The 19,034-nt window shown below is 37.5% G+C and carries 22 protein-coding genes; 4 read left to right on the top strand and 18 right to left on the bottom strand.

Going from position 1 to position 19,034, the window contains the following annotated elements:
- Positions 1 to 115 precede the first annotated feature (115 nt).
- From KGI01_RS03775 to mce, 13 genes are all read right to left on the bottom strand, one after another.
- Positions 116 to 301: a branched-chain amino acid transport system II carrier protein gene (locus KGI01_RS03775; protein ID WP_141273405.1), complete on the bottom strand. Its 186-nt coding sequence runs from the start codon at positions 299 to 301 to the stop codon at positions 116 to 118.
- A 26-nt stretch (positions 302 to 327) separates the two neighbouring features.
- Positions 328 to 423: a sigma 54-interacting transcriptional regulator gene (locus KGI01_RS14190; RefSeq protein WP_373863114.1), complete on the bottom strand. Its 96-nt coding sequence runs from the start codon at positions 421 to 423 to the stop codon at positions 328 to 330.
- A gap of 3 nt (positions 424 to 426) precedes the next feature.
- The gene (locus tag KGI01_RS14035) at positions 427 to 561 is read right to left on the bottom strand and encodes a hypothetical protein (protein ID WP_255314725.1); all 135 of its coding nucleotides are present in this window, start codon (positions 559 to 561) and stop codon (positions 427 to 429) included.
- Positions 551 to 883 (bottom strand): hypothetical protein, encoded by a 333-nt coding sequence (locus KGI01_RS03765; RefSeq protein WP_141273403.1) that lies wholly within the window; start codon positions 881 to 883, stop codon positions 551 to 553. The genes KGI01_RS14035 and KGI01_RS03765 overlap by 11 nt, the downstream gene beginning before the upstream one ends.
- 21 nt (positions 884 to 904) lie before the next feature.
- Positions 905 to 1,984: a metallophosphoesterase gene (locus KGI01_RS03760; RefSeq protein WP_170214717.1), complete on the bottom strand. Its 1,080-nt coding sequence runs from the start codon at positions 1,982 to 1,984 to the stop codon at positions 905 to 907.
- The gene (gene rnz / locus KGI01_RS03755) at positions 1,981 to 2,937 is read right to left on the bottom strand and encodes a ribonuclease Z (RefSeq protein ID WP_141273399.1); all 957 of its coding nucleotides are present in this window, start codon (positions 2,935 to 2,937) and stop codon (positions 1,981 to 1,983) included. The genes KGI01_RS03760 and rnz overlap by 4 nt, the downstream gene beginning before the upstream one ends.
- A gap of 11 nt (positions 2,938 to 2,948) precedes the next feature.
- Positions 2,949 to 4,181: a DNA polymerase IV gene (locus KGI01_RS03750; protein WP_141273397.1), complete on the bottom strand. Its 1,233-nt coding sequence runs from the start codon at positions 4,179 to 4,181 to the stop codon at positions 2,949 to 2,951.
- Between the two features lie 138 nt (positions 4,182 to 4,319).
- Positions 4,320 to 4,802: a chemotaxis protein CheW gene (locus KGI01_RS03745; RefSeq protein ID WP_141273395.1), complete on the bottom strand. Its 483-nt coding sequence runs from the start codon at positions 4,800 to 4,802 to the stop codon at positions 4,320 to 4,322.
- A 318-nt stretch (positions 4,803 to 5,120) separates the two neighbouring features.
- Positions 5,121 to 6,245 (bottom strand): M20/M25/M40 family metallo-hydrolase, encoded by a 1,125-nt coding sequence (locus KGI01_RS03740; RefSeq protein WP_141273393.1) that lies wholly within the window; start codon positions 6,243 to 6,245, stop codon positions 5,121 to 5,123.
- Positions 6,246 to 6,305: 60 nt separating this feature from the next.
- A complete protein-coding gene (locus KGI01_RS03735) occupies positions 6,306 to 7,466 on the bottom strand; it encodes a hypothetical protein (RefSeq protein WP_141273391.1) in 1,161 nt (386 codons plus the stop codon).
- Entirely contained in the window at positions 7,441 to 8,703 is a 1,263-nt protein-coding gene (locus KGI01_RS03730) for a D-serine ammonia-lyase (RefSeq protein ID WP_141273389.1), read from the bottom strand. The genes KGI01_RS03735 and KGI01_RS03730 overlap by 26 nt, the downstream gene beginning before the upstream one ends.
- A gap of 144 nt (positions 8,704 to 8,847) precedes the next feature.
- The gene (locus tag KGI01_RS03725) at positions 8,848 to 10,395 is read right to left on the bottom strand and encodes an acyl-CoA carboxylase subunit beta (RefSeq protein WP_141273387.1); all 1,548 of its coding nucleotides are present in this window, start codon (positions 10,393 to 10,395) and stop codon (positions 8,848 to 8,850) included.
- A gap of 21 nt (positions 10,396 to 10,416) precedes the next feature.
- Positions 10,417 to 10,815: a methylmalonyl-CoA epimerase gene (gene mce / locus KGI01_RS03720; protein WP_068453045.1), complete on the bottom strand. Its 399-nt coding sequence runs from the start codon at positions 10,813 to 10,815 to the stop codon at positions 10,417 to 10,419.
- Positions 10,816 to 11,214: 399 nt separating this feature from the next.
- On the opposite strand from mce, the gene prli42 reads away from it, so the two are divergent.
- From prli42 to KGI01_RS14025, 3 genes are all read left to right on the top strand, one after another.
- Positions 11,215 to 11,313: a stressosome-associated protein Prli42 gene (gene prli42 / locus KGI01_RS13785; protein ID WP_156422349.1), complete on the top strand. Its 99-nt coding sequence runs from the start codon at positions 11,215 to 11,217 to the stop codon at positions 11,311 to 11,313.
- 90 nt (positions 11,314 to 11,403) lie between these two features.
- Positions 11,404 to 11,529 (top strand): hypothetical protein, encoded by a 126-nt coding sequence (locus tag KGI01_RS14030; protein WP_255314724.1) that lies wholly within the window; start codon positions 11,404 to 11,406, stop codon positions 11,527 to 11,529.
- Positions 11,530 to 11,584: 55 nt separating this feature from the next.
- On the top strand, positions 11,585 to 11,710 hold the full coding sequence (locus KGI01_RS14025) for a hypothetical protein (RefSeq protein WP_255314723.1): 126 nt from the start codon (positions 11,585 to 11,587) through the stop codon (positions 11,708 to 11,710).
- Between the two features lie 103 nt (positions 11,711 to 11,813).
- Here the strand turns inward: KGI01_RS14025 and KGI01_RS03715 are convergent, their stop codons facing one another.
- Entirely contained in the window at positions 11,814 to 12,827 is a 1,014-nt protein-coding gene (locus KGI01_RS03715) for an aromatic acid exporter family protein (RefSeq protein ID WP_174795789.1), read from the bottom strand.
- A gap of 119 nt (positions 12,828 to 12,946) precedes the next feature.
- Positions 12,947 to 13,390: a BrxA/BrxB family bacilliredoxin gene (locus KGI01_RS03710; RefSeq protein ID WP_068453025.1), complete on the bottom strand. Its 444-nt coding sequence runs from the start codon at positions 13,388 to 13,390 to the stop codon at positions 12,947 to 12,949.
- A gap of 211 nt (positions 13,391 to 13,601) precedes the next feature.
- On the opposite strand from KGI01_RS03710, the gene KGI01_RS03705 reads away from it, so the two are divergent.
- Positions 13,602 to 14,012 carry a GyrI-like domain-containing protein gene (locus tag KGI01_RS03705; RefSeq protein ID WP_068453022.1) on the top strand — a complete coding sequence of 137 codons (411 nt, stop codon included), beginning with the start codon at positions 13,602 to 13,604 and terminating at the stop codon, positions 14,010 to 14,012.
- Positions 14,013 to 14,102: 90 nt separating this feature from the next.
- Here the strand turns inward: KGI01_RS03705 and meaB are convergent, their stop codons facing one another.
- Genes meaB through KGI01_RS03690 form a run of 3 tightly spaced genes read right to left on the bottom strand, consistent with a single transcriptional unit; the run spans position 14,103 to position 18,969 of the window.
- On the bottom strand, positions 14,103 to 15,170 hold the full coding sequence (meaB, locus tag KGI01_RS03700) for a methylmalonyl Co-A mutase-associated GTPase MeaB (RefSeq protein ID WP_141273385.1): 1,068 nt from the start codon (positions 15,168 to 15,170) through the stop codon (positions 14,103 to 14,105).
- A complete protein-coding gene (gene scpA, locus KGI01_RS03695) occupies positions 15,170 to 17,317 on the bottom strand; it encodes a methylmalonyl-CoA mutase (RefSeq protein WP_141273383.1) in 2,148 nt (715 codons plus the stop codon). Before scpA ends, meaB begins: the two co-directional genes overlap by 1 nt.
- Positions 17,314 to 18,969, bottom strand: coding sequence for a methylmalonyl-CoA mutase family protein (locus KGI01_RS03690; protein ID WP_141273382.1), 1,656 nt, complete (start codon positions 18,967 to 18,969; stop codon positions 17,314 to 17,316). Before KGI01_RS03690 ends, scpA begins: the two co-directional genes overlap by 4 nt.
- Between the last annotated feature and the right edge of the window lie 65 nt (positions 18,970 to 19,034).

Below are 19,034 nucleotides of genomic sequence, written 5' to 3'. Positions count from 1 at the left end.
ATTTTGGGGAGAGATGTATGATTTTGTTTTTGATAAACGCATTGACCTGCGACATATGTTTCTTTCACTGTTGTTTCGCTGATTTTTTCAGATGAAACGGTGAAAAAATCTTGTTCTAATACGACAAAGTCTGCGTGATCACAATGAATAAAAGTACAATGACTAATACAGATGTTAAACTGAGAATCCAATTGTCTCCTAACAGATTTCTGATTGTAGGTGGAAAAATTAAGTTGCCCACACCGAAGTAAATCGCAAATACTGCGAGTCCCACAACGACTGTATGTTGAATTGTTTTCAATAGATTGTCCCTCTTTTATAAATCGCTTAAGCCACCAATTCTTTTCCCGTTCCTGTGCGTCCAAAAATCATCAATGTGGAATCCGTTTTAGCGAATTTTTTCATTTTTTCTTGTACGCGAATTGATTAATCACTTGCAGCTACAACATCTTCGATTGTGTGAATTATATTATTTTTTCGATAATTTTTATGTTGCGGATAATCTTCTAAAACATGAATATCCTGATTTTCATAATCATGTTTTGAGAATTCAATCCACACCTTTCACAACCCCTTGTGTATCTAAAATTGGATACGTTGAATTTTTCGAAATATACGTAAAGCCAATGGAAGCATGTAACTGTCGTGTTACGTGCCCCATTGGCTTCCCTGTTTTTAAAACCGTAATTAATGTGCTATCTTCTAACGTTAAATTATCATATACCGCTGTAATATTTCGACCGACAAATTGATCCATTGTATAACCTAAGTTCGTCAAAATTTGTAAATCCGCCATATCAAAAAATAGGGTTTGACCATGTTGGTAGACAATGAGCTTATTGTCATAATCCTTTAAATATTTTACATCTTGTAACATGTTCATTTTCCTACCTCTAGTTGCTTATTACTTGAATTGAAGGGTGACCGACCAAAGTTCTGCTTGTGTACCAATTCGCATTGGTGGACCCCAAAAACCATATCCTGATGTCACAAGATAATCGGTACCATTTCGTTTTTCGTGACCATAGTTTAATTTATAAATGAATTCTGTCATCCATTTACCCGGCCAAATCTGACCTGCGTGTGTATGACCAGACATCATGAATGACACACCTGGATCATTCATTGTTTTACTTGGTTGATGGTCAATCACAATCCAAGGTTGCCCTCTCTTCACTTCTTGTTGAAGTTTTTGTAAAGAAGCACGCTTTTTATTTGTTGCATCATCACGTCCTGTTAATGCGATATCACCTGCTATTGTGACAGTTTGATCTTGTAACAATGTCACATTCGCGTTTTTCATGGCTTGTTTTACAGTTGGAAGCTCGTCTCCAATGTACTCATGGTTACCGAGAACTGCATAAACACCATATGTTGCTTGTAGTTTCTTCAATTCATCTTTCATCTGCTGTTCATTAAACCACTTTGGTGAGTCATCTACAAGGTCTCCTGCTAAAATAACAACATCTGGCTTCTCTTTATTTGCAAGCTCTACAAAACGTGAAAGGTGCTTTTTATTCGAGAGTAATCCTAAATGTGTATCGCTTGCGACAACTACTTTTAATTGTTGACCATTCGCCTTTTCAAGTCGGTCAATTGTTTGATAATGAACGACTGGTGTATAAGCATAATATGTACCTACACCAGCCGCTATTAATAGTATTACAATGGCGCTACTTCCAATAATGCGTGTATAACGTCGTCTTAAAATAAGCGATAAAATATTACAAACGATACATAAAATAAGTCCATACGAAAAAGCAAATAACCAATAATCACTTAGTATTTTCAAAAAATCGAGCGGGATGAATCGCGTCAACATAATTGAATACGCGATGAAGATATAAATAATCCAAAACGCTATTTTCCCTCGCTTCAAACCGAAACTTTTCATCAGTACACGTATATTCCAGCCAATATAAAAAACAAGTGCGGAATAAATGAAAAGCGCAACGATGATAAACAACATCACTTTAAATGTCATACTATTACTCCTTTTTCCATAAGTTGACATTTATGATTTCGCCACGCATACTGTTCAAAATCATTCACAATATAACTTTCTGCAAACGTCTCTCTTGCATGTTGTACAAGGCGTTGTAAGTCATGTGATAAAAAACGAGCACTAATATGATTCATGAACAACTGCTTCGCACCTGCTTCTCGTGCCACACGCGCCGCTTCTTCATTTGTCGCATGACCATAAATAGCAGCAAGTTCCGATGTTCCTTCATCAAAAGTCGCTTCATGAATAACTACATCTGCATCTTTTGCTAAATCAATGGCTGCCTGGCAGTAACGTGTGTCACCTAAAATCGTCACAATGAAACCTTTGATTGGTTCGGATACAACTTGCTCACTTGAAATAACTTCCCCGTTCTCTAATTGTATATCAAAACCGCTCTTTAAGCGTCCTAGTAGCGGTCCATTCGGTACACCAAGTTGGCGTGCTTTTTCTACATCTAACTTACCTGGTAAATCTTTTTGGACGATTCGATAACCATAACAAGGAATGACATGCTCTAATTGACGTACATATACTTGAAATTGATCATCTTCAAATAATAAACCTTCTACTACTTCTACAAAATGAAGCTCATATGTTAGATGCGTCTTCGTGACATTCAATGTCATGCGAACCCACTCTTCTAATCCTTTAGGTCCATAAATTGTTAGTCGATCATTCCCACCTAAAAAGGAGCGTGAACTTAAAAAACCTGGTAAGCCAAAAATATGATCCCCATGTAAATGTGTAATAAAGAGTTTATGAATCTTACCTGGTTTAATCGTCGTATGTAAAATTTGATGTTGCGTTGCTTCACCACAATCGAACAACCAAATTTCACCGCATTCTTCTAATAATTTAAGCGCAATTGAAGATGTATTGCGCAGTTTAGATGGCATGCCTGCCCCTGTTCCTAAAAACTGAATCTGCATTTCATTTCCTCCTAATGATCGTCTAAAAAATCTTTACTAAAACTCGTCTGCGCTGTGTAATCAGGATTTTTAGCTACAGAGACACCTTTTTGAAGGCTATTTTTTCCGTATTTTCGTTGTAACTGTTCTACCAACTTTAAAACCGGTTCTTCTTTTGCATGTTCTGCATAATTAAAAATCGAAAGTTGTTCAGCCGCTTCCCTACGATTATATACATGACTAACCGTAACGCCCATTAAGCGTAAAGGTTCAAAGTGCCAATGTTTGCGCACTAATTTAAGTGCCTCGCGTTCAATATCTTGCTGCTCATAGATGCCATTTTTAAATGTTATAGAACGCGTTTTATTTTGCCAATCTGATGTTCGTATTTGAATTTGTAAAGTCGTACCAGCTAAATTTTTCGCACGTAATCGTTTTGCTACTTTTTTACTTAATTTTTGAACCATCTCTACTACTTCACGCATCTCTACTAAGTCTACAGCGGAAGTCATCGAATTACCAACCGATTTTATATCGTAAATGGCTTCTGGGTCTACTTGTCTACGATCTATACCATGTGCCTTTTCCCATAGACGAACCCCATTCTTTCCCATCCATTGATGCATTTCTTTTTCCGTTTTCTGTGCTAAATCACCAATCGTTTCAATGCCATACGTGACTAACTTTTTCGCCGTACTCGCGCCTACTCCATGCATTTCAATCGTTTTTAAAGGCCATAATATATGCGGCACTTGTCTTTTTCGTAGCACAGTGATGCCCATTGGTTTTTTCATATTGGAAGCTGTTTTCGCTAAAAACTTATTCGGTGCAATCCCGATGGAACAAGGTAAATCGAGTTCTTCTTTTAACTGCATTTGAATTTTTTCAGCTAATTGAATCGCTTCACTCCCATGCACAATCTCTGTCACATCCATATATCCCTCATCAATGGATACAGGTTCAACAAGATATGTATAGCTTCTTAATAGATCGAACATCGCTTTTGAAGCCCGTCTATAGGCATCAAAATTAGGTGAGAGGAGAATAATTTCAGGACACTTTTGTTTTGCTTCCCATACAGGCATCGTCGTATATACACCTTTTGCCCTCGCTTCATAGGAACAGGTAACTAAGATGCCACGACGTTCCTTCGGGTTACCAGCTACCGCAATCGCTTTTCCTTTTAGCGTCGGATTCAATGCTTGTTCCACTGAAGCATAAAAACAATTCATATCTAAATGAAAAATAATACGCGCTTGTGTCATTTCCTCACCTCTTCCCAATCATATGTTCTTATTATAATATGTTTAGAACTTGCATACCATCTATGTTACTTAAACAATCTAAAAAAATAAGGTTTGAACATAGCGCAATTTCCTACGCATGTTCAAACCCACTTTTATTTATTCAGCTTCTGCTTCTTTATTTTTTAAATCAACCATATATTGTTTAATTTCTTTAATGCCTTCTAATGAATCCACTAATACAGATGGTGATACGAGTGTAATCATCCGTTCATCTAGGTTAGCGACAGCTGTGAAATAACGTGTACGTGCATAATTCACAAGCCCTACTTGATTCAATTGTTCTGTTGGAATATCTAAAATTTCTTTTGCTTCTAATACTTTTAATGCAAATGTGAAATCATCGACATGCAGTACGAGTAAACGACTTAAATCGCCACCACCGCTACGACCATATAAAATACGTTCGAAATCTAAAATCGGTACTAATTCACCACGATTTTTCGTTAATCCATCGACATAGTCTGGTAAATGTGGAATACGATTTGTCATTTCAATTTTTTCAATTGAAATCACATGATCGACTGATACCGCATATTCTTCCTGACCGCATCGAAATACGACTACTTTAGAATTTGTCATATTGAATTTACCTCCATTATCTATCTTGATGTTTACTATGTATGACATGGTGCTATTCATTATATAGTAAAAAGGACATGAAATCAAAATGATTATTAAAACTAAAGAACTAATGATACTTATGGCATATTCCCTGTTTTATACAAAATAAAAATACTTATTTCTATCGTACTTTCGGATTTTTCTTATAAATACTGCTTTTTTAATATTTACATATTAAAAAGCCGAAATCTCGCCAAGCAGCAACATTTCGACTCTTCTTATAATTAGATTGAGAATTGTTTTTAGAATGCATCACATTCTCTTCATATAAAATAATTATTTTGATGAAACAGTTGCAGATACTTTTACAACTTCTACAAGTAAATCTGCTAATTTTTCTAATTCTTCAACGGGCATACGCTCTTTTGTCGTATGAATATTTTCATAACCAACTGCTAAGTTAGCTGTTGGAATACCAAATCCTGCGATGACATTGGCATCGCTACCGCCACCTGATTGCATGATTTTCGGTTCACGACCTACTTGTTCAACTGCTTTTTTCGCAACTTGTACAACTAAATCTTCTTCTGTGAAGCTGAATCCAGGATACATGCGTGTAATTTCCACTTCTGCACTACCCCCCATGTCTTTCGCAGCTTGTTCAAATGCTTGTTTCATATGTTGCTCTTGTACTTCTAATTTCGCTTCATTTAATGAGCGACATTCTGCTAAAATATGCACTTCATCGCATACAATATTCGTTGCTTTCCCACCTTCAAAGCGACCAATATTCGCTGTTGTTTCTGAATCAATGCGACCTAATTTCATATTTGCAATCGCTTTTGAAGCGATTGTAATCGCTGAAATTCCTTTTTCAGGTTCTACCCCTGCATGTGCTGTTTTACCTGTTAATGTCGCGACAACTTTTGTTTGGAACGGCGCTGCTGTTACGATTCCACCTACTTTGCCATCTGAATCAACAGCAAAACCATATTTCGCTGTAATTTTTGCTGGGTCTAATTCTTTTGCACCTGCTAAACCCGATTCTTCACCTGCTGTAATAACGAATTCGATATCACCATGGTCCACTTTTTCTTCTTGAATACGTTTCGCCATTTCAAGTAATGCAGCGATTCCAGCTTTGTCATCTGCACCTAGAATGGTCGTACCGTCTGAATAAATATAACCATCTTCTTTAATTGTCGGCTTAATACCAACACCTGGTACAACGGTATCCATATGTGTTGTAAAGTAAATTGTGTCCGCTTCTACATTTCCTTTTAACGTCGCAATAATGTTACCTGAGGCATGTCCGTTACGTGTATGTGCATCATCTACATATACATCAAAACCTAGTGCTTTTAATTTTTCTTGTAGAACAGGTGAAATCTTTTCTTCATGATATGTTTCTGAATCAATTTGAACTAATTCTAAAAATTCTTCTACTACACGACTTGTCATGGTAAAAAACTCCTTTTTATATAAATCTGTTATTATTTTAACATAATCAACAAAACGTTTCTAATCACCAGCTAGTAATTGATGATCGTAATAAGCTTTTTTGATGAGAATATCTAACTCACCCGTGAATGCTTCATTTACTTTTGCTTTATTTACATGTTCTAATAACTGCTTTAAACAGTGCCTCACTTTAGGGCTATCCTCATCTTCTAACATTCCTTTTTCAAAATAATAATGATCAAAAAACAAATTTAAAAAACGTTGATTTGTAAAATAAAGCGATTCATTTTGCGAATACATCGCATCATTGGCTGCACCTAAATAGTATTCCAACATGCGAACTGTCTTAATGGATTGAATTTGCGTTGATAATTCATAATGAAGTACTTGTAACCAGAGTTGTTGTAAATAATCAAAACGAATTAATTGAAGTACACGTATAATTTCTACATGCTTGATAGGATAATAATAAAATGCACGCACCTCTAATAAATCAGGTGTTTCAAATAAAGTATCATTATAAGCGAACCAGCGATACATCGTATCATAGTCATAAAAGTCCTGATGTTCCATCGTATAAATTACTTCGCGAAGATCCCGATAAATCTCATTGGCTAATGTAACAAATTCTCCTTCAATCGGTGTGTAAAAAGCCGTTACTTCTAATTCAGGAACCTGTGTTATCATACGGCGAATAAAACGATTGGCTGTTCGTTCAATTTGATCTTCATGTAAATAGAACGCTTTCGGATTTCCTTCGATTATGTCAAACACTTGCCCATATGATTGGTGCGCATCTTGTTGTAAATTTTCCAAAATGACATGTGCTACTTTGGAAAAGGCAAACTCTAACTGACTCCCTTTAAAAGGATAGGCTGTATTATGCCAATTTTTATAATAGAATAGAACAATTGTCTGATAAAAATCATAAGGTGTTCCTACATAAACACCCGTTAATGTTCTAAAGTAATCAATCGCTTCTTCATTTTTTTGTAGTAATGCTTTAGGTAATGTAGAAGGTAATTCATTAAAGAAGTGGAGCATCTCAATGACATCAACTGCCAAACTCTCTTTTTGAATATCGATATACTCGCGGTCTACATGAATTGCACGCTGCATATCTTCTAACGGTTCTTCTGCTTCTCTCTCTAGAGCGTGTTCCTCGACTTCTTCGACAGGTTCCATTACTTCAGTATTACTTCTCTTTCTGCGTTTGAACATCCATATTCTCTCCGTTCTCGTAAAACTTCTGCCATTCAGATTGCGGCACCATACCACCGCCCGTTAACCACGCTACATGATAGGCTGCTGGTGATTGAATCACACCCATCGCAACAAGTCCTGCTGCTGCTGACGGTTCAATTTGTAATCCTTCTGTCTCTTTTAACTCATATACCATACGATATAGTTGATTGTCTGTCACTGTGACAACGCCATGTAAAATCGGCATCATCAACTGCCCTACAAACTTAGAAGCACGACCTACTGCTAAACCATCGGCTGCTGTTTGATTCGATAAACCGATATCTTGTACCGAAATATCATGATGCTTTTCAGTCGCCATACCAAGTAGCATACAAGGAGATTCGACAGGTTCTACAAAATAACAATGTACAGCATCACCAAAAATTGTTTTTAGACCATATGCAACACCGCCAGGACCGCCACCAACACCACAAGGCAAGTAAACAGCCAGTGGATTTTCAATTGATATATGAATGTTTGCTTCTTCTAGCTGCTTTTTTAAACGACGTGCGGCAACCGCATAACCACTAAATAAAGCTTGTGAATTTTCATCATCGATAAAGTAGGCGAATGAATCTGCTTCTGCCTCTTTTCGTCCTTGCTCTACTGCTTTACTGTAGTCACCCGTATGCTCTACAACTGTGACACCTTTTTCACGTAATAAATCTTTTTTCCATTGTTTCGCATCATGCGACATATGCACGACAACACGAAATCCTAATTTAGCACTCATAATCCCGATACTTAATCCTAGATTCCCTGTTGAACCAACGACAATTGTATATTTTGAAAATAGCGCATGAAATGCTGGTTCTCTAAACTGAGCATAGTTTTTTGTTGGCTCAATGAGTCCAGTTGAAGTTGCTAACTGTTCTGCAATGGTTAATACTTCATGAATACCACCTCGTGCTTTAATTGAACCTGCTATTGGTAAAATATCGTCTCGCTTTAACCATAACTGCTCATTTTCATGCACGTATCTTTTTTGTAATAGAGTCGCCTGTTGAATAGGCGATTCTATTAATCCATTCGCTTCCTTCATTGTTGGTTCGATCGCCATGAAGTATGGTGCAAAACGCTGTAGACGTGCTTCCGCATCATCAATTAATGTCGGCTGAATCGATAACTGCTTTTCTGCTTCTTCCCATCGTAAGCGATGCGGATTTTCCCAATAATACGGTTGTTTTTTCTGAAGCTGTTCAATAATCAGCATACATCGAACCTCCTAAAATCTTTATTTTATTTCATATTACTACAAATGATTCAATTTTTCGTGTAAAACTCGTTCAAAGCAATAAAAAAAGCGCGTCACGTCTCTTTATAAGACGTGACACACTTCTACATTGTTAAAGGAATATTATAATGGAATGTTACCATGTTTTTTCTTCGGACGATCTTCTTGTTTATTACGTAACATTTCTAATGATTGGATTAGCTTTAGACGTGTTTCACGTGGATCGATGATGTCATCAACTAAGCCATGAGAAGCTGCTACATATGGATTTGCGAATTTTTCTTTGTATTCTTCGATTTTTTGTGTGCGTGTTGCTTCAGGGTCATCTGATTTTGCAATCTCGCCTGCATGAATAATATTCGCTGCACCAGCTGCACCCATTACTGCGATTTCAGCATTTGGCCAAGCGTATACCATATCTGCTCCAATTGACTTTGAGTTTAGCGCTACATATGCACCGCCGTATGCTTTACGTAGAATAACTGTAATTTTCGGTACAGTTGCTTCTGAATAAGCAAATAAGATTTTTGCACCATGACGAATGATTCCACCATGCTCTTGTTTAACGCCTGGGAAGAAGCCTGTTACATCTTCAAATGTAATAACTGGAACATTAAATGCATCACAAGTACGTACAAAACGTGCTAGTTTATCTGATGAATCGATATCTAAGCCACCTGCAAGTACTTTTGGTTGGTTACATACAAAACCAACTGATTCGCCTTTAATACGCGCAAAACCAACAACGATATTTTTAGCGAAGTCTTTTTGAACTTCCATGAATGTACCAGGGTCCGCAACTTGCTCAACTACTTTACGTACATCATATGATTTTGTTTGGTCGATTGGCACGATGTCTAATAATTCTGAACGGTACTCATCTTCTTCGTTAAATTCAACCATCGGTGCTTTTTCTGTATTATTTTGTGGTAAGTAGCTTAATAATTGTTTGATTTGCTCAATTGCTTCTTCTTCACTTGGTGCACGGAAATGGGCGTTCCCTGCGATTGCGTTATGTACTTTTGCACCGCCAAGACCTTCTGAAGAAATTTTTTCACCTGTTACTGTTTCAATTACTTTTGGTCCTGTAATGAACATTTGAGATGTTTTTTCAACCATTAAGATAAAGTCTGTAATAGCTGGTGAGTAAACTGCACCGCCCGCACAAGGTCCCATAATTACAGAGATTTGTGGAATGACACCCGAATAAATTGAGTTACGATAGAAGATTTCACCATAACCATCTAATGAAAGTACACCCTCTTGAATACGTGCGCCACCTGAATCATTGATACCGATGAATGGTGCACCTGTTTTTGCTGCTAAATCCATTACATTGGCAATCTTCATCGCATGCATTTCACCTAATGCACCGCCGAATACTGTGAAGTCTTGTGAGAATAGGTACACAGGACGACCATTTACTTTACCGTAACCTGTTACAACACCATCTCCTGGACCTTCTTTTCCAGCCATACCAAAGTCAACAGTACGGTGTTTTACGAATGGATTTACTTCAACGAATGTACCTTCGTCTAATAATAAATCAATACGTTCACGCGCTGTTAATTTACCTTTTTCATGTTGTTTTTCGATACGAGCGTCACCACCGCCCAATTCGATTTCACGCTTTTTGTCAAATAATTCGTTTATTTTATCATACATATCCATTGTTTACGATTCCCCTTTGTATTAGCTTCGATCAACTAGCTCGTAAAGTACACCAAAAGATGATTTCGGATGAATGAAGGCAACTTTTGCACCGCCAGCACCAATTTTTGGTTGCTCAGACAATAGACGGGCTCCTTCATTTTTCATACGTTCCATCTCCGTTTCAATTCCAACGACTTGTAATGCGATATGGTGAATTCCTTCACCGCGCTTTTCCAAGTGCTTGTGAATGGCACTTTCTTCACTAAGTGGTTCTAATAATTCGATATGTGTATTACCTGCATCAATGAATGCTACACGTACTTGTTCTGAAGCAACTTCTTCGACATTTAGAAGTTTCATACCGAGTACATCTGTATAATATGTAATACGTTCATCGAGATTATTGACAGCGATGCCAATGTGATCAACATTTTCCACGAGTCCCCAACTCCTTTTTGTTGTATAACACAATTGTAACTGATTTTTTCGTAAAACTCTACCTATATAATAATTTTTTCCAATGATAGCGATTACTTTTCTGAACAATCAGCCTATTCTAATAGTAAATGAAGGAAACAAAAAATCAAGGAAATACGTTTTTACGAGAAAATAAACGTAAAAACGTTCAAAATTTCGATTTTTACGGAATAAAAACAGTGATTTATTGTTCAGCGAGTTTTCAAAACATTCAAATGGTTGTGTTTTATTTTTTCATCAAACCATCTGTGTTATATAGTAGTTTCGAAAAGAAAATTCGCTCTTTTATGATTTTCCCTTTGCTCGAATACAGGGGATTTGTTAAAATGAAGTAACGATGCAAACAAGGAGAGAATCAACGTGAGCAATAAGAAATTTCAAAAAGCTGTTGTCATGACTATGATTGGAATTATGTTAATTTCAACGGTTATGTTTGGTTTATCTATTATATTATCGTAATATTGAAACCTTTTCCCCACTCGAACGTACTATATTCATATCGTAATTTGAAGGAGAAATGATTACTTAATGAATTGAATGAAACTATTATTGATGATGAGTTATGTTGTAACGATTACGGACGCCTATTATGCAAGTTTTTTCACTGAGCATAAAACACCGCCACAATTACAGCTTGCACAAACTTCAAGTTTTGCAATTGAATCTGCGCGGTAGCAAGCCTATTCGAAAAAAACATCCAATGTATTGGAACGAATTATGGTGTCTATACATGCCGCAAATTCCACAATACTTACATCAATTATCTGTATATGGATGGATTCCTATACAAAAAGCTTTAATGCCTTTGCGTGAACCACCACGTGCAAAACAATCGCGCTATACGCAGTTGCGTTAAAGTAAATTTTTCAATGAAGCATAATAAACCCGTAGCTAAAACAATAGCTACGGGTTATTTTATGTTCATCTCTTTATTATAGAAATTAAAAGTGTATTAATTTTTAAATCGATACACTTTTTTTAGATTTCAACTTACCTTTTTTCACGTTAAGTCCTTCAAAGTTTTGTTTGATGGCTAAATATTCATCCATTTCTTCTATAAAGACATAAAGCGCAGACATGGCTAAAAATTCTTCATGATTTTTAGGCATTGGCATTTCTTCAAAACGTTCTCGTACACATTGTAACTTCCTTCTGCTCTCTGTTACAGTATTACCTGAATGTACGTTCTCAGATAGTTCTCCTACAAAATCAGCCACAATCTTTGAATGTGCAACAGATGCAGGTAGACTTGTGATTTTAGGTAGGACGCGCTCGATAATTTCAAGCTGCTTTTCACGAATATCAAAGTAACGATAATATACATCTTCTTTACGTGCTAAGTGATTTTCGACGTCCATGTAGGCAAGTGACTTCCCTTTCGCTACACTTTTTTCAGCAATTAGTAGTTCTTTACCGTCCCAAGACGTATCACCTGTACGTAAATATTTTTCAATTTCATGAAAAATAGCACTGTATGCTTCTTCAATCGCAATACGATATTTATTTAACCCCTTACTAATATCTGGCATATAAAAGTTGATTAAAAATCCTACACCAAATCCAACAAGCATCAATAATAATTCATTATATAAGAGAGGTAATGTAAATTCCCCTGAATTAAAGATTTGTAGAACGATGACGACACTCGATACGAAGGCCGATGTAATATGGAACATGACGAGGAGTGGTAAAAATAAGAGAATTAAAACCCCCAACGTAATGACATTATATCCGCCAATTGAAAATAAAATATAGGAAAGTAACAAGGATAATAATCCTGCGGCTATGCGCGTATAAATCGCATGAACAGACTTTCTTTTTGTCGTCTGAATGGACAGGATGGTTAAAATCCCTGCGGATGTATAGTATTCGAGATTGAGAAATGATGCAATACCAATTGCTACCGCAATCCCGACAGCTGTTTTTAATGTACGATAGCCAATTGAAAAGCGCTTGATTTTTTTAAGTTTCATACATGGCCTCCTCACATAATAGGTTACCACAGATTTGGTTTAGAAAACTTTTTTTACAAAATTCTTACATAATTAAAAAGAAGGAACTGCTTAAAGCAATCCCTCCCCTTTAAAACGTATTAAACTTCTTCACAGAAATCTTCAAATTGTGATTGCAGATGTGTAATAACAGCCATTGGTTCATGACCTTCGATTTCATGGCGTGGAACTTCTGCCACTACTTGACCATCTTTCATTAAAACAAATGATGGTGATGATGGAATGTGATCTTCCCCGAAGAAAGCACGTGCCATTGCTGTTGCTTCTTTATCTTGTCCTGCAAATACAGTTACAAGGTGATCTGGACGTTTTGGATAATTAATCGAATGTACTGCTGCTGGACGTGCAATACCGCCTGCACAACCACATACAGAGTTCACCATGAATAATGTTGTTCCTTGACGTTTTACAGCATCTTCTACTGCTTCCACTGTTTTTAATTCTTCATAACCATTGCCCGATAATTCACCGCGCGCTTGGTTTAACATATCTTGATAAAATAAATCATAGTCATTCATATTCAAATAACTCCCTTCACAATTAACTCCTTACTATCATACATTAGATTCTTTTGAATTCAAAGCGTCCGAATCGGTTTTAACTAAATTAATTTATTTTCAAAGTAATTACGAGAATATTCCTAAATTTTAAATAAAAAGTTTGGCTATTTCGAAATACGTGTATATAATAGAGTTAGTTACACCCTACTATTTGAATATGAGGAGGTTCCAGCCAATGCAAACACGTGTACAAGAAGTAAAGGATTTTGTGATTTCGGGTTTAAAGATTCATGAATGTAAAACGGACGATATTTCTGAACAATGGGAAGAACTTGCAGAAGTGCTGGAAGATTACGACGTACAACATGACGTATTATACGGTGTTTTTGTCGATTTAACGGACGATGGTATTCGTTATTTAGCAGGTATTAAAGAAGATTATATGCCTGAGGACGTACCGACTGAAAGTGTATCCATCGCATCCGGTAAATACCTCGTTGGGGAGCTCAGTTCAATCAATGACCTTGAAAAAGCCTTCAGAGAATTAAGCAGCCACCAAGACTACATCCATCGTCCAGGTATTAGTTTCGAAAAGTATAAAGGGAAAGCGCTAGACCAAATTGAGGTTTGGGTTCCAATTGAATAATTTATAACAATATGCCATACAACTACATTTGTTGTGTGGCATTTTTTAAATCAAAAAAGCAGCGATGCACTGTGACATCACTGCTTTTTACTATGGTTTAAAAAGTGTTTCAATTCCTTGCGAAACGGTTAATTCACCTTTTAAAATCTCTTTTTCTAAGGCTTGTACGATTTCTTTTTTGCCTTGCGTACCGTAAAAATCATCTACCAGACGGTCTAAAATCATTGAGCGGAACCAATCGGTTGTTTGATGATTTCTGCGATTCAACCAAACACCATTTTCAAGTGCCTGCTCTTTGAATGCTTCAATCGTCTCCCATACTTTGTCAAGCCCTTTATTTTCATAAGAGGAAGCTGACATCGCTTTTGTCGTCCAATGCGGCGTTGCAGGTTGTAGTAAATGTAAGATTTGCTTATACTCTGCAACGGTCTTACGTGCATTTCGTACATTATCACCATCCGCTTTATGCACGACAATCGTATCTGCTAATTCCATGATCCCTTTTTTCATACCTTGTAACTCGTCTCCTGCTCCTGTTAATACAAGAAGCAAGAAAAAATCTACCATACCGCGTACAATGGTTTCACTCTGTCCAACACCGACAGTCTCAATTAAAATCACATCATACCCTGCTGCTTCACAAAGCAACATCGTTTCACGTGTTTTTTTATGCACACCGCCAAGCGTTCCCGCAGAAGGAGATGGTCGAATATAGGCACGTGGGTCACGCGATAATTCTTCCATACGTGTTTTATCGCCTAAAATACTCCCGCCTGTAATCGAAGAACTTGGATCAATCGCAAGTACTGCTACGCGATGCCCTTGTTCAATTAACATCTTTCCAAAGGTTTCGATGAACGTGCTCTTCCCTGCTCCTGGCACACCGGTAATGCCGATTCGAATCGACTTCCCTGTATGCGGCAGCAGTTCTTTTAATAGCGCCTGTCCTTCTGCTTTATCATCGATATTTGCACTCTCAAGTAGTGTAATGGCCTTGGCAAGATGTAATTTCGAACCGCTTCGTACATCTGTAGCTAATTCGTCAATCGCAATCGGTGTACGCTTTTTAATAAATTTACGTCTTTTGGATTTTTGCATTCCATCATGACTCGCTTTTACACCTGGTTGTACAAAAAGCGCTGATTCTTTTTCAGACATTATGCTTCTTCGTAACCTAAACGTTCGTAGATAATTTCGATCATTTTTTGAGAAGCAATTGGCAATACCGTACCAGGTCCGAAAATTGCTGCTGCTCCTGCTTCATATAAGAAATCATAGTCTTGTGCTGGAATAACACCACCAACGATGACAACGATATCTTCACGACCTAATTTTTTAAGCTCTGCAATCAATTCAGGTACAAGTGTTTTATGACCTGCTGCTAATGACGATACGCCAACACAGTGAACATCATTTTCTACAGCCATAATTGCTGCTTCTTCTGGTGTCATAAACAGTGGTGAAATATCCACGTCGAAACCAAAGTCAGCATACGCTGTTGCAACAACTTTCGCACCGCGGTCATGTCCATCTTGTCCCATTTTTGCTACAAGAATACGTGGACGACGACCTTCATTTTCTAAGAATTCATCTGTCATTTCTTTAATTTCTTTGATGGCATCTGCATCTGAATAGTTTGAAGCATATACACCGCTAATTGAGCGAATAACAGCTTTATGACGACCTGATACTTCTTCAATTGCATCTGAGATTTCACCTAATGTCGCACGCGCACGCGCTGCATCAACTGCTACAGCTAATAAGTTTTCACTGCCATCTGCTGCTGCTTTTGTTAGACGTGCTAAATGGCGTTTCACTTCTGCTTCGTCACGCTCTGCTTTCATTTTATTAATACGGTCAATTTGTGATTGACGTACTAATGTGTTATCAATATCTAAAATTTCAATAGGTTCTTCTTCATCTAAACGGTAACGGTTGACGCCAATAATTGTTTCTGCTTTTGAGTCAATTTTCGCTTGACGTTTTGCTGCAGCTTCTTCAACTTTCATTTTCGGTAAACCTGTTTCAATCGCTTTCGCCATACCACCAAGTTCTTCCACTTCATTAATTAGTTTCCATGCTGATTGTGTTAGTTCATCTGTTAATTTCTCAACATAGTATGAACCACCCCATGGATCAATCACTTTTGTCATCGTTGTTTCTTCTTGTAAGAATAGCTGTGTATTACGTGCAATACGCGCTGAGAAGTCCGTTGGTAATGCAATCGCTTCATCTAATGCATTCGTATGAAGTGATTGTGTATGTCCCATTGTTGCCGCATTCGCTTCAATTAACGTACGTGTCACGTTATTGAACGGATCTTGTTCTGTTAATGACCATCCAGATGTTTGTGAGTGTGTACGAAGCGCCAATGTTTTTGGATTTTTTGGGTTAAATGTTGACATCATTTGTGCCCAAATACGACGTGCTGCACGCATTTTAGCGATTTCCATGTAATAGTTCATACCGATCGCCCAGAAGAATGATAGACGCGGAGCAAACTTATCAATATCGATTCCTGCTTTTAAACCTGTACGCACGTATTCTAAACCGTCAGCTAATGTATAAGCTAACTCAATATCATTCGTCGCACCAGCTTCTTGAATATGGTAGCCCGAAATTGAAATCGAGTTGAACTTCGGCATGAATTTTGACGTATATTCAAAAATATCTGCAATGATTTTCATCGACATTTCAGGTGGGTAGATGTACGTGTTACGCACCATGTACTCTTTTAAAATATCGTTTTGAATCGTACCTGCTAATTTGTCTGGTGTAACGCCCTGTTCTTCTGCTGTTACAATGTAAAACGCAAGAATTGGAAGTACAGCACCATTCATTGTCATCGATACAGACATTTGATCGAGTGGAATGCCATCAAATAAGATTTTTGTATCTTCAACTGAGTCAATTGCAACACCCGCTTTACCAACATCACCTGTTACACGCGGATGATCTGAGTCATAACCACGGTGTGTCGCTAAGTCGAAAGCAACTGAAAGACCTTTTTGTCCCATCGCAAGATTTCGGCGGTAGAAAGCATTTGATTCTTCCGCTGTTGAGAAACCTGCATATTGGCGAATCGTCCATGGACGACCTACATACATCGTTGGATAAGGTCCACGTGTATTGGGCGCAATCCCTGCTACATCATTTAGATGTTGTAAACCTTCATTATCTACAGCTGTATAAACAGGTTTTACAGGAATTTCTTCATTCGTCATAAATGTTTCTTGCGTCGTTTCAAATGGTTCTTTCGTTAATACTTCATCGATGTCAATTTTGTGGAATGTTGGATTGCTCATCGTTGAACCTCCTTCATGCTTGCGTGAACAGTTGTTAGTTTTTCATAAATATTTAACCCTGCAAAGATATAACCATTTAAGCCTTTTTCCGTCCAATTCGCATCAAATTTACCCGCCACATCAAAGATGACGTGTTCAGGTTTTGCAGCAAGTAATGCTTCCATAACTGCTTTTGTATCTTCATCTGTTGCTGAAAGGACAACATAGTCTGCTGTTGTTGTCGTTAACATGTGCACGATTTCTGTTAAATCGGCTGTTGGTTCTGTTACTTCTGGTACGATACCAGCCGTTGCTAACACGCCTTTTACAAAGTCTGTACGTGGTTTTGTCGTTTTTAGCTCACCGTATGTTAAAATTTGTGCCTTCATCGGATGTTCTTTGAATGTCACACGTAACTCTTCAAATGGCTGTGCTAAACGATTTACTTCGACAAATGTTTCAGCAGGTACTTCTTCTGTTGCATCTGCATAGTTATTTGTACCAACCAATACCGTTTTACGCTTTTTCACTTTTTCAATGCGTTCAGACCATGAAGCTTGAAGATCCGCTTCAATCATCTCGCTTGCTGCCTCGTAGCCACCTGCTTCTTCGATTTTCAAGAAGTAAGCCCACGCTTCTTTTACAAGGTCATGCGTTAATGTTTCAATAAAGTATGAACCACCTGAAGGATCGATTACTTTCGTTACTTGTGATTCTTCTTTAATTACAAGTGCAACATTTCGTGCAATACGAACAGATTGATTCGTAGGTCCAGTCAAAATGTTATGTGGATGAACTGTTAGTAAGTCTGCTCCACCGATTACTGCTGAGAACGCTTCGTTTCCAGCGCGTAGTAAATTTACATAAACATCTAACTTCGAAAATGAACGAAGTGATGTTTCCGTAGCGATATGAACTGGTTGTGGTGTTTCAACACCATATGCTTTTGCAAACGCTTTCCATAATACTCTGAAAGCACGGATTTTAGCAATTGCCATAAAGAAGTGTGTATCTAATGCAAATGAAGCGAAGAACTTCTTCTCTACTTCTTCAAAAGAAGCACCTTTCATGAATTCTGCTGCTTGTGCAAGTGCAATCGCTAATTCTTGTATAGATGTTGCACCTTCATAATGTGCTGATAATACATTCGCATTGAATGTACGAACATTCGGAAAATCAGGTAAGTCAATTGGTTGTGTTGATTGTACATAACCTACTTGTTCTTTATTTGTGATGAATTCGAACACACCAAGTACAGCTTCATCTTCTATATTTAAACGGAATGGGTGAGCTGATAGTAATGCACCTAATTGCTTTAATGCATCTTCTGTCCACTCAAATGCTACCTTTCCAACTGTTACATATTGATTTCCACGTTGAAGCGCATCTTTTGCTTGTGCGATGAATGCCTCAATATTCTCACCATAGGCTGCCTGTGCTACCCCAAAAGCACCTTCAGCTTTCATTGTGCGAATCGTCGAAATTTGTTCCTCCAGTTTACCATCAATCTTTTCAAACAAACTCTCTCTTGTGTAGAGTGGCTCGAGTGTAATCCCCTCGATTGTTTTAGTCAACAAAGATTCAAATGGTTTACCTTTTAATGCTCCTTCTGCTGCTTTTTTCCAGTCAGCGTAAGTTGCTTGTTCAAATGTTACTTCTCTCATGTTTGTCATATGGACGCGTTGACGCTTCCCCCCTTCAATGATTCTATCTTCCATTTTACACAAGAAAAGGTGAA

Source organism: Kurthia gibsonii, assembly GCF_006539985.1.
GTDB lineage: Bacteria > Bacillota > Bacilli > Bacillales_A > Planococcaceae > Kurthia > Kurthia gibsonii.
Note: the sequence above shows the minus strand (reverse complement) of the source record. Positions and strands in the feature narration are given on the sequence as shown.

Excerpts from the sequence above, each read along its gene's own strand:
- KGI01_RS03690 (WP_141273382.1), bottom strand. The coding sequence starts at position 18,969 with ATGACAAACATGAGAGAAGTAACATTTGAACAAGCAACTTACGCTGAC.
- KGI01_RS03740 (WP_141273393.1), bottom strand. The coding sequence starts at position 6,245 with ATGACAAGTCGTGTAGTAGAAGAATTTTTAGAATTAGTTCAAATTGAT.
- KGI01_RS03715 (WP_174795789.1), bottom strand. The coding sequence starts at position 12,827 with ATGAAACTTAAAAAAATCAAGCGCTTTTCAATTGGCTATCGTACATTA.
- KGI01_RS03735 (WP_141273391.1), bottom strand. The coding sequence starts at position 7,466 with ATGTTCAAACGCAGAAAGAGAAGTAATACTGAAGTAATGGAACCTGTC.
- KGI01_RS14025 (WP_255314723.1), top strand. The coding sequence starts at position 11,585 with ATGCCGCAAATTCCACAATACTTACATCAATTATCTGTATATGGATGG.
- KGI01_RS03730 (WP_141273389.1), bottom strand. The coding sequence starts at position 8,703 with ATGCTGATTATTGAACAGCTTCAGAAAAAACAACCGTATTATTGGGAA.
- KGI01_RS03760 (WP_170214717.1), bottom strand. The coding sequence starts at position 1,984 with ATGACATTTAAAGTGATGTTGTTTATCATCGTTGCGCTTTTCATTTAT.
- KGI01_RS03725 (WP_141273387.1), bottom strand. The coding sequence starts at position 10,395 with ATGGATATGTATGATAAAATAAACGAATTATTTGACAAAAAGCGTGAA.
- KGI01_RS03765 (WP_141273403.1), bottom strand. The coding sequence starts at position 883 with ATGAACATGTTACAAGATGTAAAATATTTAAAGGATTATGACAATAAG.
- scpA (WP_141273383.1), bottom strand. The coding sequence starts at position 17,317 with ATGAGCAATCCAACATTCCACAAAATTGACATCGATGAAGTATTAACG.
- KGI01_RS03750 (WP_141273397.1), bottom strand. The coding sequence starts at position 4,181 with ATGACACAAGCGCGTATTATTTTTCATTTAGATATGAATTGTTTTTAT.
- KGI01_RS03745 (WP_141273395.1), bottom strand. The coding sequence starts at position 4,802 with ATGACAAATTCTAAAGTAGTCGTATTTCGATGCGGTCAGGAAGAATAT.
- meaB (WP_141273385.1), bottom strand. The coding sequence starts at position 15,170 with ATGTCTGAAAAAGAATCAGCGCTTTTTGTACAACCAGGTGTAAAAGCG.
- KGI01_RS03705 (WP_068453022.1), top strand. The coding sequence starts at position 13,602 with ATGCAAACACGTGTACAAGAAGTAAAGGATTTTGTGATTTCGGGTTTA.
- rnz (WP_141273399.1), bottom strand. The coding sequence starts at position 2,937 with ATGCAGATTCAGTTTTTAGGAACAGGGGCAGGCATGCCATCTAAACTG.